The organism is Deltaproteobacteria bacterium (genome assembly GCA_009930495.1).
GTDB lineage: Bacteria > Desulfobacterota > Desulfovibrionia > Desulfovibrionales > Desulfomicrobiaceae > Desulfomicrobium.
In genome coordinates this window covers 1-11,982 of the sequence record RZYB01000077.1, presented here as the reverse complement: position 1 = coordinate 11,982, position 11,982 = coordinate 1, and the positions used below count along the sequence as shown (strand labels likewise).

10 protein-coding genes are annotated in these 11,982 nt (G+C 58.5%); 1 reads left to right on the top strand and 9 read right to left on the bottom strand.

What is annotated here, in order from left to right; genetic code table 11:
* A partial coding sequence (gene ftsY, locus EOL86_08045; GenBank protein ID NCD25527.1) for a signal recognition particle-docking protein FtsY occupies positions 1–1,439 on the top strand: 1,439 nt, incomplete at its 5' end.
* 141 nt (positions 1,440–1,580) lie between these two features.
* On the opposite strand, the gene EOL86_08040 is transcribed toward ftsY, so the two are convergent.
* The 9 genes from EOL86_08040 to EOL86_08000 all read right to left on the bottom strand — a co-directional run bounded on the left by EOL86_08040 (position 1,581) and on the right by EOL86_08000 (position 11,495).
* Entirely contained in the window at positions 1,581–2,495 is a 915-nt protein-coding gene (locus tag EOL86_08040; GenBank protein NCD25526.1) for an RNA pseudouridine synthase, read from the bottom strand.
* A 30-nt stretch (positions 2,496–2,525) separates the two neighbouring features.
* Positions 2,526–5,174, bottom strand: coding sequence for a chemotaxis protein CheA (locus tag EOL86_08035; GenBank protein NCD25525.1), 2,649 nt, complete (start codon positions 5,172–5,174; stop codon positions 2,526–2,528).
* A gap of 101 nt (positions 5,175–5,275) precedes the next feature.
* Positions 5,276–5,644 (bottom strand): response regulator, encoded by a 369-nt coding sequence (locus EOL86_08030; protein ID NCD25524.1) that lies wholly within the window; start codon positions 5,642–5,644, stop codon positions 5,276–5,278.
* Positions 5,645–5,674: 30 nt separating this feature from the next.
* On the bottom strand, positions 5,675–6,391 hold the full coding sequence (locus EOL86_08025; protein NCD25523.1) for a purine-binding chemotaxis protein CheW: 717 nt from the start codon (positions 6,389–6,391) through the stop codon (positions 5,675–5,677).
* A complete protein-coding gene (locus EOL86_08020) occupies positions 6,388–7,164 on the bottom strand; it encodes a ParA family protein (protein ID NCD25522.1) in 777 nt (258 codons plus the stop codon). The genes EOL86_08025 and EOL86_08020 overlap by 4 nt, the downstream gene beginning before the upstream one ends.
* Position 7,165: 1 nt before the next feature.
* A complete protein-coding gene (locus tag EOL86_08015) occupies positions 7,166–7,588 on the bottom strand; it encodes a PilZ domain-containing protein (protein NCD25521.1) in 423 nt (140 codons plus the stop codon).
* Positions 7,589–8,470: a protein-glutamate O-methyltransferase CheR gene (locus EOL86_08010; protein NCD25520.1), complete on the bottom strand. Its 882-nt coding sequence runs from the start codon at positions 8,468–8,470 to the stop codon at positions 7,589–7,591. It lies immediately after the preceding gene.
* Positions 8,470–10,389, bottom strand: a complete 1,920-nt coding sequence (locus EOL86_08005; protein ID NCD25519.1) for a HEAT repeat domain-containing protein — start codon at positions 10,387–10,389, stop codon at positions 8,470–8,472. Before EOL86_08005 ends, EOL86_08010 begins: the two co-directional genes overlap by 1 nt.
* Before the next feature lie 53 nt (positions 10,390–10,442).
* Positions 10,443–11,495 (bottom strand): chemotaxis response regulator protein-glutamate methylesterase, encoded by a 1,053-nt coding sequence (locus EOL86_08000; GenBank protein NCD25518.1) that lies wholly within the window; start codon positions 11,493–11,495, stop codon positions 10,443–10,445.
* Positions 11,496–11,982: the final 487 nt, after the last annotated feature.

Below are 11,982 nucleotides of genomic sequence, written 5' to 3'. Positions count from 1 at the left end.
AGGAACCCATGCCGGAACCGATCCGGACTTCAGAAACCACCAACGAGGTGGACTTCGCCCCGACCCAGGCCAAGACATCGGGATGGCGCCGTTTTTTGGGTCTCGGGCCCAAAAACGCCACGCCGACAGAAACACCCGGGACCGAACCGGCCCAACAGAAACCGACGCAACCGGTAGTCGCCCCGGATAAACCCAAACCAGAGCTGCTCTTCCAGGAAAAACCGTCGGCCCAGCCGGCCCTGGAGCCCTGGCAGGAAAACCTGGTCGCGGCGCTGCGCGGAGCCGAGCCCCGGTTATCCACCTGGATGGGCCATATTCTCGATGGCGTGGACCGGCGGGGCGATATCCTCTGGATCCGACTGCGTTTTCTGTTCACCCAGCTCGATGTGCCCACGAACGAAAGCGAGGACTTCATCGCCCGCTTCGATACCTGGCTGGGCGACATGGACTATGACCGGGTGGAGGAATTCCGGTCGGAACTGCAATACCGCATGGCGCTGGCCCTGGACCTGGAAGACGAGGAAGACGAACGCAACCGCCTGTTCCTGAAACTCTCGGCCGGCCTGGGCAAGACCCGTGAGCAGTTGACCATGCGTATCGATCAGCTCCTGTCCTTGGCGGGTGGCTATGACGACCAGTTTTGGGAAGAATTGGAGGAAATCCTGCTCATGGCGGATGTTGGCGTGACCGCCACCCAAGAGCTGCTCAAGCGCCTCAAGCCCAAGGTGCGCAAGGCTGGCAGCCGCGACGCGGCCGAGTTCAAGGCCCTGCTCAAGGAAGAGCTGATCGCGGTCTTTGTCGAACCCACCGCACCCACGGTCCCGCGCATGCCGGAAGTGGTGCTCATGGTCGGCGTCAATGGCGCGGGCAAAACCACGACCATCGCCAAGCTGGCCCACCGGGCCCAGATGCAGGGCCGCAAGGTTCTGGTGGCGGCCGGCGACACGTTCCGCGCCGCAGCCATCGAACAGCTCCAGGTCTGGTCCAAACGGGTTGGGGCCGGTTTCTACGCCAAGGCCCACGGGAGCGACCCGGCCGCGGTGGCTTTCGAAGCCGTGGACCACGCCATCAAGGACGGCTATGATTTGGTTTTCGTGGACACCGCCGGCCGTCTGCAAACCAAGCACAATCTCATGGAAGAATTGAAAAAAATAAATCGGGTTCTGGGTAAGAAACTCGAAGGCGCGCCCCATCGAACCATCCTGGTTTTGGACGCGACCACCGGCCAAAATGCCCTGTCCCAGGTCAAGCTCTTTTCCCAGTCCTCGCCCGTGAACGAAATCGTGCTGACCAAGCTGGACGGCACGGCCAAGGGCGGCATCATCGTGGCCATTGCCCTGGAATTTGGCATCCCGATCAGCTTTGTCGGCCTGGGCGAAAAAATGGAGGACCTGCGCCCCTTCTCGGGGCCTGAATTCGCAAACGCCCTCTTCGATTGATCCAACGCGGCACAACGCCGTGACCAGCCCTCTTTCCGTTCATAAAAAACCGATTACAAACAAAAAAGCGACCAGACTTGGGCCTGGTCGCTTTTTTGTTTGGTTCAAGACGCCATTTGCCCGACAATATGGCAAACGAAATCAAACGCTATCCATCACGAACCCGTCCGGCGCCAACGATCCCAATGCGTGGATGGGCCGTGACCCGACGGATTCCGAGCGCATGGCCGCCACGATCCGCGTCGCCTCGGCCAAGCCAGAATCAAACCCATCCCACCCCGGATCCGTCGAGGCGGAAAAACCCGGCATGTCGATACGCCAATGATGGAGAAACAAGCCGCCCGACTCCGCCAATCCGTGAACCGGATCTCCCAGAATGGGATGTCCGGCATGCGCCAAATGGGCCCGGATCTGGTGCCGCCGCCCCTTGAAAATCCGGGTCAGGACCATGGTGGTCGCGCCCAACGGAATCAAGGGAAAAATCTGGGTCCAGCGCAAGGGGACATCGTCGGATCCCGTGACCCGGACAACGGTCCGCTTGGCATCGAGAATCCTGCCGCGCAGTTCCATCGCCGGACACTCCCCATGGACCACGGCCAGATACCATTTGGAGACCAGGCCCTGCTCCTGCCAGCTTTTATACAGCGCCCGATCCACGTCCCGCCGCGCGGCCAAAACCAATCCGGAAGTCAGGCCGTCGAGACGATTCACCAGTTTCCAGCCGTTAAGTCCCATCCCCGGCAACAACGTTTCCAGGCTCGACTCCTTGCCGGCCACGGTATGCAGGCCGCCGGGTTTGTCCAAGGCTGCAAAACGCGCATCCCGGGCGACAATGAGCACGCTTGGGTAGACCGCGTCCGGACCAGGATCCTCGGTCACGACAACGCGTTGACCGGAACGGACCAGATCTCCCTTGCGCCTCGGCCGTCCGTCCACGGAAACCAGGCCCTGGTCGATGAGGTACCGGCAGCGCCTCAGGCCCAGGCCCGTTTCCCGTGCCAGAACCTTGTCCAGGCGCAAGGCTGCATGCCCTGAAGGCAGCGTGAAAATGGTCATGGGTTCACCCCGCAATGATCACGGCCCAACTCAGCCGAGATTTTTCGCGGTGGCGATGCGGTAGATTTCATGCGGATCGAGAATCAGAATGACGCTGCCATCGCCCATGATGGTCGCGCCGGAAATACCATGGATGTCGCCCAGATAATCACCCATGGATTTGATGACCACATCCTGACGCTGCAAAAGCTGATCGACGACAAGTCCCAGCCGGCGGTCATTGATGTTTAAAATGACCACGGGCAGCAGATCGCGCTGTTGCGGAGTGGCGGACAAATCAAGAATTTCACCCAAATCCACTAGGCCAAGCACGTCACCGCGCAGGGTCGTGGCTTTGCGACGATTGATCTCGTTGATCTTGGATGCCGAGATTTTTGTTGTCTCGGACACGGCGTCCAGGGGAATGGCGTACGTGTCTCCCGCCACCTGGACCATGAGCGCGTCAATGATGGCCAGGGTCAGGGGCAGGGTCAACGTGAAGGTGGTGCCCTTGCCCACCTCGGACTGAACCTGCACGCTCCCCTTGAGCTCCTTGATATTGTTGCGCACCACGTCCATGCCCACGCCCCGTCCGGAGATATCCGTGATCTGGGCGGCCGTCGAAAAACCCGGCGCGAAAATCAATTCGCGGGCGGCCCGGTCATCCATGGTCCGGGCCTCGTCCTCGCTGATCAGGCCCTTTTCGATAGCCTTGCGGCGCATGACATCGGGATCGATCCCCTTGCCGTCGTCCTCGACTTCGATCAGCACGGAATTCCCCTTGTGAAAAGCCCGCAGCCAAACCCGACCCGTTTCCGGCTTGCCCGCGGCAATTCGTACTTCGGCGGATTCCAGGCCGTGATCGACGGAATTGCGCAGCAAATGCACCAACGGATCGCCAATGACCTCGACCACGCTTTTGTCCAGCTCGGTCTCCTCGCCTTCGGTGATCAGCTCCACTTTCTTGCCGGATTTCCGACTCAAATCGCGAATGAGACGCGGAAATTTTGAAAAAACCGTCTGCACCGGAACCATGCGCACATGCATGATGGTATCTTGCAGATCATCGGAAATACGATTCATGGAATAGGTCGTTTCGGTCAGATGCTGGGCGATATCGTGCGCATTTTCTCCAGCTTCCAAGGCCTTGGCCAGCATGGCGAAACGGTTGCGATTGATGATCAGCTCGCCGATCAGATTCATCAAGTGATCGAGCTTGGCATGGTCGACGCGAATGGTGGACGATGTCTTCTTGGACTTGTCCTTGGCCGTTTTTTGCGAATCATCTCGATCGTCCCCCCCGGCCTCGGCGATCACGGTCCGCGCATCGGTGGCGGCGGCCTCCGGGCATGCAGCCACGGGCACGGACTCAGGCTCGGTACGTGGCGCGGTTTTCAATCCAGCCAGGGCCTTGCCGACCATTTCCTCCAGAATGGAGACTTCCTGTTCAAGCATCCCAAGCATGAGCGAAAAGTCGAGCCCCGTGTCCCGCGCCTGGCGGACCAAACCGGCCGTACGCTCGGCGTAAACGCGCAGGTCGTCCTGATTCATGTAGGCCGAGGAATTTTGCAACGAGGACAATGAGCGATACAAGCCGTCGATATACTCCCGCTGGTTTGGATCCTTGGCCAGAACGGACAGGGCCAGGCTCATGTTTTCCAACTGCTGGGTTACCGTGTCCTCGAAAATGGCCAGATCCTCGGGATCAACGCCAGCCGCGACGGCTGTGACCGGGGGCGCAGCCGAAACAGGGACAAGCCGCGACGCCGCGGGTTTTTCATCGCAACCCGGACCATCCCCGAAAGCCTGTTCGGCCCGCAACCCTTCGACCAGGGCCGCGATGTCCACCGGCGTGGTCCGAGCTGTCCGAGGGTCAATGCGCCGCAACAGCTCCTCCAACCCATCGACCACGGACAAGAGCAAATCCACGGTGCCACGCGTCAGCGCATGGTCGCCCTTGCGGACTCCATTGAGAAGGGTCTCGGCTTCATGCGTCAGGGCATTGAGCTCGACATGGCCGATGATGCCGGAATTACCCTTGAAATTATGAAAATACCGGAAGAGGTCATTGATCAGCTCGGCATCGGTCGGGTCCTGCTCCGCCCGGACCAGGGCTTCGTTCAAGGCGGTGATGGCTTCCTGGGCTTCCTCCAAAAAATCACTCAAATGCTCCTCGTTGACCACGGTCAAGGTGTAGGCCGGCAATTCGGGCGCGTTCTTGAGCGACAAGCGATAGACGCCCGCCTCGGAGCAGTCCGCTTGCGCGGCGGGCGGCACTGTCGACGGCGAGGCCGGCGCGGGAGTAGCGCCAGAAAGCAGATCGTCCAGGGCCCCGATCAAGGATTCGATGTTGCCCTCCCCCTCGTGCCCATGTTCTTCCAAGGACTCGATCATTTCCTTGAGCATGTCCGTGGTCTTGAGAATCAGGTCCATGATTTCCGAAGTGACCCGCATCCTCCCTCTGCGCAGCTCGTCGAGGACGCTCTCGCCCTTGTGGGCCAAGCGATTCATCCGATTCAATCCCAAAAAACCCGACGCCCCTTTCAACGAATGCATGGGCCGGAAAATCTCGTCCAAAAGGCCCAGATTGTCGGGCGTCCGCTCCAGCTCCAACAGGGTCGGCTCAATGGTCTCCAGATGCTCCCTGGCTTCGATGACGAAATCCGCGTAAATTTCCGGATCCATGAAATCCTGGTTCATTCAAAACCCCTTTCGTGCCTTGTTTCTCTTCACCAAACGACGCCCCACGTGTTCCCCGGCCTCGAAAAATTCTTTCCCGTGAAATTCCGGTGTTGGCGCCATCAACCGAGCAGCATCTTGACGTTGCGGAGCATCTTTTCAGGCTGGGCCGGTTTAACCATGTACATATTCGCTCCCAGGTTCAGGCCGGCCTGGATGTCCTTCTCCTGGCCTTCTGTGGATAAAACCACAATGGGAATATCACGATAGGCGTCCTGCTCGCGGACCGTCTTGATGAAGGTGAAACCGTCCATCCGTGGCATATTGATATCGGAAATGATCAAATCGACCTTGCCTGTCGCATAGAGCTTTTCCAGGCCGTCCAAACCATCCTCGGCCACGGTTACCTTGAAGCCTTCCTTTTTCATGATGAAGGCCACCAGGTTCCGAACCGTCTTTGAATCATCCACAATCAAAATATGCTTGGCCATGCTCCCTCCGCAATCACTTTTCGGCTTCCGCTACCGATCCAGAACAGTACGCACCAATTGATCCACGGCGATGATGCCGATCAGCTTGTCTTGAAATTTCAAAAGCCCGGCAAGATGATCGCCGCCAACGCCGAGCCGGGCCTCGATGTTCCATTCCACATCCTCGGCGCGTACCCGGTACATGGTCGCCACGGCATGGACGATCAAACCGATTTGCAACCCCTCGTGCCGGCAGACCGCGATAAAGCGTTCTCGATCCTCGTCCCGGGCCGTGAGGCGCAGCAAGTCATTGAGCCGGACAAGGGGCGTGACCCGCCCTCGCAAGTTAATGATGCCGGAGATGTATGCCGGTGCCGCCGGCAATTTGGTCGGTTCGACAAAGGTGATGACCTCCTGCACCATGGAGATAGGCAGGGCGTATTCCTGGCCGGACAAAAAAAAGGACACAAGCTGGATTTCAGCCGCGGCGCGCAATTGCTCCTGAACCGTGGCCACGGCTGGTGGCGCGGCCTTGGCCACGGTCGTGCTCGCCGACCCAATGGCTGGCTCGGCCATGGGCGCGGTTTCGGCCTGTGCCTTGGGAGTCAGGACAGCCTCGGGATTCTGAACCGGGACCTCGCGGGCCACGCCCAATCCAGCGTAACGGCGCAAAAACGCCTGTTCCGCCTCGGTCAGATCCGTGTTGCTTCCGGAGCCAAACTCCTGTTGCAAAAAATATTCTTCCGGCGTTTTCACGCAATCGCTCATGCTTCCTCCATCCGCTCCAATTCCTTGGCCAATTCCAGGTATTCCAATGCTCCGCGCGAGCTCGGCGCCAAGTCGGTGATAGTCAGGCCATGGGCGCAGGCCTCGCGAAACTTGGTATCCATGTTGATGACGGTTTCGAACATGCGCGGCCCCATTTTTTGGCGCAACAACGCAAGCACCCGACGACACGCACTGGCCCGGCAATCAAACATGGTGGCCAGGGCCTTGTAGCGGACCGGTCGCTTCAGGCCTCTTTCCAGGGCGCCCAAAGTCGCGAAAAGCAGCTTGAGTCCGTGCAGGGCCAAGAAATCCGTCTGAATGGGGATGACGACCAAATCCGCCGCCACCAGGGCATTGACCAGCAACACGCTCATCTGGGGCGGGCAGTCCAGCAAGACATAGTCGTATCGAGACCTGATGGCGGCAATGCGTCCGGCCAGGATAAGCCCCTTGTTTGGTCGATCGCGCAGGTCCGTTTCCAGATCCGAGAGTCTGGTGTCGCTGGGCACGAAATCAAAACCATGCGACGCGCGGCGATGGATGACCGAAGTCCACAACGCCCGCGCGTCGTCGTGATCCGCGAAAACATCGAAGGCAGTGCCGGTCACGCTTTCCGGGTAATAGGCCAGATGGATGCTGGCGCTGGCGTGAGGATCCATGTCCATGACCAAAACCTTGCGTCCCAGGACGCCGAGACTCGCGGCCAGGGACAAGGTGGTCGTGGTCTTGCCGACCCCGCCCTTCTGGTTGGCGACAGAGAGCACTGTTCCCATGTCAGTCCCGACCGTGCCTGGACTGGCGACGGAGCTCGTCCTGAATCAAGCCATGCAGCGCGCGCCAGTCATCGTCGTACACATCCGTGAAACGAAGACCCAGGCAATAACTGCGCAGCGCTATGCGTTCCTCGACCCGCACCACCTCGGCCACGGCTTGCAGGGTCTGGTCCACGTCACTCTCGAAAACCTTGAAAAAACCGGGATGGAACTTGTTCAGCCTGGCCATGTGCAAACGGACCTGGACCTTGGAGCCAAGCTCAAACCGTCGTGGCACCACCACGGCCAATCCTCCAGCGCTGACATCTTCGCAAACGGCGCTGATGCGCGGCTGCTGCTTGAGGGGAAAAACAAACTCCGCCAGCTCCAGACGATAGGGTTTGGGCAGGCGCGCGTGCTGTCTGCGTTCACTATCCTGGGACACTCAAACCTCCTTCTTGTACACGATGGCCCCCGGGTGATGAATCGGCTTGAAAGCCCGGGACAGGTTATGCAGCGATTCCGAGTGGCCAATGAACAAATATCCGCCAGGCAACAAATTATCATAAAAGCCGCCGATAACCTGGCGCTTCATCTCCTCGTCGAAATAGATGATCACGTTGCGACAAAACACGATCTGGGAACGCTCCACCCGCTTGATCTGCATCCGGTCGCTCAAATTCAACTGTCCGAACTGGACCAGATTGCGGATCTCGTTCTTGATCCGGAAACGTCCATCTCCGTCCTTGTCGAAGTAACGGGTGACAATTTCCTTGGGCGTTGTCCGCAGGGCGTATTCCGTGTAGACGCCGCGTCTGGCAGAATGGAGCACGCCCTCGGACAGGTCGCTGGCCGTGATGCGGATATCCCAGGATGCGATTTCAAACCGCAAAACCTCGTGCAACATGATCGACAAAGTGTAAGGTTCCTCGCCCGTGGAGCAGCCCGCCGACCAAATCCGCAAGGATCTGTCCCCGGCCTTGCGTCTGGCCTCCAGAGCCTCTTTCAGGATCACGTCCTGAAAGACCTGCAACTGCGGTGGATTACGATAAAAACTGGTTTCATTGGTGGTGATGACCTCGAACAAGCGGTTGAGTTCGCTCTTGCGGCCCGAATCGTATTTGAGAAAATAAAAATATTCCCCAAAACTTTTGAGATTGAGCTCCTTGAGGCGGTTGCCAAGACGATTTTCAAGCAAATACTTCCGGTTATCAGCAATAAAAATTCCGCTTTGCTCATAAACGAAATCACGCAGGTTGACGAATTCCTCGTCGTTGACCTTGAGTTCCTTGGTCAGGGTGATGGTCTTGGAAAAAAGACCGGACATCAACACACCTCCCCGGAATGAGCCTGTAACACGTCAAGAGCCTGCTCCGCAGCGGCCTGAATCTCCGGATCCTCGTGGTCGAGGGTGGCCATGAGCGCCCTGAACGCGGCCTGCCCACCCATGCGCCCCAAAGCAGACAAAGCCTTGAGCACCACAAGTTGATTTCGGTCCTCGAGCAAGCCGATGATGGCCGGAACACCTTGGCTGAAGGTGCAGTCCGCCAGGGCCTCCACGGCCCGAATGCGCACCCAGTCGTCCTCGTCCTTCAGGGCGCGGCACAAAAAATCCCACGCCTCGTCCGAACAAACCCGGCCCATGGTTTCAACCAGCGCCAAACGCACCTCGGGCACTTCGTCACGAGCCAAACCGAGCAAGGCGGAAAAAATCCGGGGCTCATGCGCCATGCTCCCCAACGCTTCCAGACATATTTTACGGACATCGGCGGACTCATCCGACAACCCCCGCAGCAGCTCGGACGAGTGAGCGCGAACATCTATCCGTCCCAAGCCGTACAAGCCCATGAGGCGGCTCATGGAGTCGGCCGCCGTGCTCATGGATTGAAAATACCGCGCCACCGGCTCCGAGCCCACGGCGACAGCCGCGTCCAGGGCCGCCTCCTTGACGTCATGGTACGGATGACTCAGATGAGCCAAAATGGCTTCCACGCAATCCGGGCAACGCAATTTTGTTCCCAAAAAAAACAAGGACTGTTTGAGGATAGTGCCGTCCGACGTGGTCTTCAGTACATCCAAAAAAAAGCCCTTGGCCTCTTCGCCAGCCACCCGGGCCACCCCGGCCGCCAAGGACCGCTGCATGTCCCTCTCGCTGGACGCAAACGCATGGATCAGCATGGCCACGGCCTCGGGTGTTCCGATCCGTTCCAAAACCAACGCCGCGATCTGGGCCGCCCCTTCATTGGGGCAAAGCAACGCCTTTCCCAGCTCGTCCAAGGCGCCGATACGCACCAATGCGTCAACGGCCAGACCGACCCTTTCCAGATCCCGATCCGGATCAAGGGCGCCCGCCACATCCAAAATCCGAGCCATGGCCTTGTTATCTCCAACATAGCCCAACCCAACCATGGCCGAGTCCTGCACTTCCGCGTCCTCGTCGTCCAATGCCGAAAGCAGATACCGCCCAACCCGAACGCGTTCGTCGGCAGCCAGCAACGCCAGGCTCTTGCCGCCCATGATGCGCACGATGGCGCGCAAAACCTTGTTCCGCAAGGCCGCATCCGAACTGTCCAGACGCTTCAGAAGCATGGGCGCGGCCTTGATGTTGCCCATTTCGCCCAAGGCATCAATGATCATGGACCCAACCAACTCGGAACTACGATCCAAAGCGCGGGCAAACGCGTTGATCGACGAATCATCCCGGATCTTCATCAGGGCCTCGATCACCGCGAACTGCACCCATTCATCGTCGTCCAGAGCCTGATTCAGACTTTTAACCGCTTCGGGCCGCGCCAAATTGCCCAGGCTGACCGCGGCCTGATACCGCACATTGACCTCTGGATCGCGGAGCAAGGCCTCGCACAGTGAAGACACGGCCAAGACATTATCCGTGGCGCCAAGAATATCGGACATAAAAATTCGAACGTCGGGGTCCTCGTCCTTGAGCAGGGGCAAAAGCAAATCGAGATGTTCTCCACCTAGAGCGCGAAGTAAATCCATGGCCAGATTACGGACTGGCGGATGATCGCTCCGCAACAAGGGCAAAACTCCCTCCACGGCCCTGCGGCCACCTATCTTGCGCAAAGCATGGTCGGCGGCTTCCTGCACACCCAGATTGCTGCTCTGCAACAACGCCACCAAAAGCGGGACAGCCTCTTCCTGTCTGGCCTCGGCCGCCTGAAACGCACCTTCGCGCTGCAGATCCACGTCCGCGCTCCGAAGATTGTCCAGCATGTCATGACTCATCCGCGCACCCCTTCCTGTTTTGACGGCCAAATTCCTTCCGTCACGCAGCCACGCTACCTGACCAAAGCCCCCACCAAGGCTGCCGGAATGTCCGGCAAGTCGATGATCTCATCGGCCAGCCCGGCATCAACCACGGCCTTGGGCATGCCATACACTACACACGTCGCATCGCTCTGGGCAAGAATTCTTCCGCCGCTGGCCTTGAGTTTTCGCGCACCTTCCAACCCATCGCTCCCCATCCCCGTCAAAAGCATGCCCACGGCACGCCCCCCACAAACATCGGCCACGGATGCAAGCAATTCGTTGGCCGAAGGCTTGTACAAGCTGTCATGGGGTTCGACACCGACTTCAACCACCAGACGCATGCCTTCACGCCGCACCCGCAAATGAGAACCACCCGGCGCGACATATACCCGGCCAGGCGCCACGGGCGCTCCGTCTAGTGCCTCGCTTACATCCAGTGCGCTTAATGAATTCAGCCTTTTGGCAAAAGGGCCCGTAAACGCCTGGGGCATGTGTTGCGCAATGAGAATGGTCGCCGGAAAATCCCCCGGCAGCCGGGACAAAATACTCTGCACGGCCGGAGGCCCACCCGTGGACACGCCAATCGCGATCACGCTCCGCATCCCGGCACGACGCGACACAGCGGGAATCATGGATGTTGGCAAACCTGGAAGCATCGGACGTGGTCGTGTCCGACGAAAACCACCAGGGCGTTTGGCCACGGCCTTGACCTTGGCCTGCAAATCCTGCTCGATTTTGACAATTTCCAGACTGACCCGCGACAATTTCTTGGGGATAAAGTCAACCGCGCCCGCGTCCAAGGCCTTCAACGTGGCCTCGGCGCCCTCCACGGTCAGGGAACTGATCATGATCACCGGACGGGGCATTTCCATCATGATATGCTTGAGCGCCGTCAATCCATCCATGACGGGCATTTCAATGTCCAAGGTAACCACGTCGGGATCAAGCCGACGGACCAAGTCCAAGCCCTCCTGGCCATTCTTGGCCGTGCCCACGACTTCGATCTCGGCATCGTTCTCCAACATCGTCCCAATGGCCTTGCGCATAAACGCGGAGTCATCGACAACTACAACCCGTATCACAAAAGCTCTCCGTTTGATGATCAGCCAAAACACAGTCAAAGATTACTGTCCGCGCGTGTACGAATATAGACTACTCTGCGAAATTTTTCCAGGCCTTACCGCGACAGGACGAAAAATAAACTCCAAAAAGGAATCGAAGCACTCCTGCCATCATGAGTAATGGCCACAATCCGTGCGCGCCACGCGGTCGTGGATACAAACCGGGCAGCGCGACACGCAAAAAACGCCCCAAACACGGTCAAAAAAACTACTCCCGAAAAACACTTTCGAAAATTTCCCGAACGAAGCTACAACCACAAAGCCGCCGCCTAGGTTGCACGGACAGACGTATTCAAGCAAGTTTTATCATCCCAGGCCAACGAATGACGACGGGAAAATAAAATAATTGTTGCAAATCACTTCGATCTTAATTAGAGACATTTTTCTTCAACGGGATGTGGCTCAGTTTGGTAGAGCGCTGCGTTCGGGACGCAGAGACCGGAGGTTC

Bases quoted from the DNA above. Each gene is read 5' to 3' on its own strand.
- EOL86_08040 (NCD25526.1), bottom strand. From the start codon at position 2,495: ATGACCATTTTCACGCTGCCTTCAGGGCATGCAGCCTTGCGCCTGGAC.
- EOL86_08035 (NCD25525.1), bottom strand. From the start codon at position 5,174: ATGAACCAGGATTTCATGGATCCGGAAATTTACGCGGATTTCGTCATC.
- EOL86_08030 (NCD25524.1), bottom strand. From the start codon at position 5,644: ATGGCCAAGCATATTTTGATTGTGGATGATTCAAAGACGGTTCGGAAC.
- EOL86_08025 (NCD25523.1), bottom strand. From the start codon at position 6,391: ATGAGCGATTGCGTGAAAACGCCGGAAGAATATTTTTTGCAACAGGAG.
- EOL86_08020 (NCD25522.1), bottom strand. From the start codon at position 7,164: ATGGGAACAGTGCTCTCTGTCGCCAACCAGAAGGGCGGGGTCGGCAAG.
- EOL86_08010 (NCD25520.1), bottom strand. From the start codon at position 8,470: ATGTCCGGTCTTTTTTCCAAGACCATCACCCTGACCAAGGAACTCAAG.
- EOL86_08005 (NCD25519.1), bottom strand. From the start codon at position 10,389: ATGAGTCATGACATGCTGGACAATCTTCGGAGCGCGGACGTGGATCTG.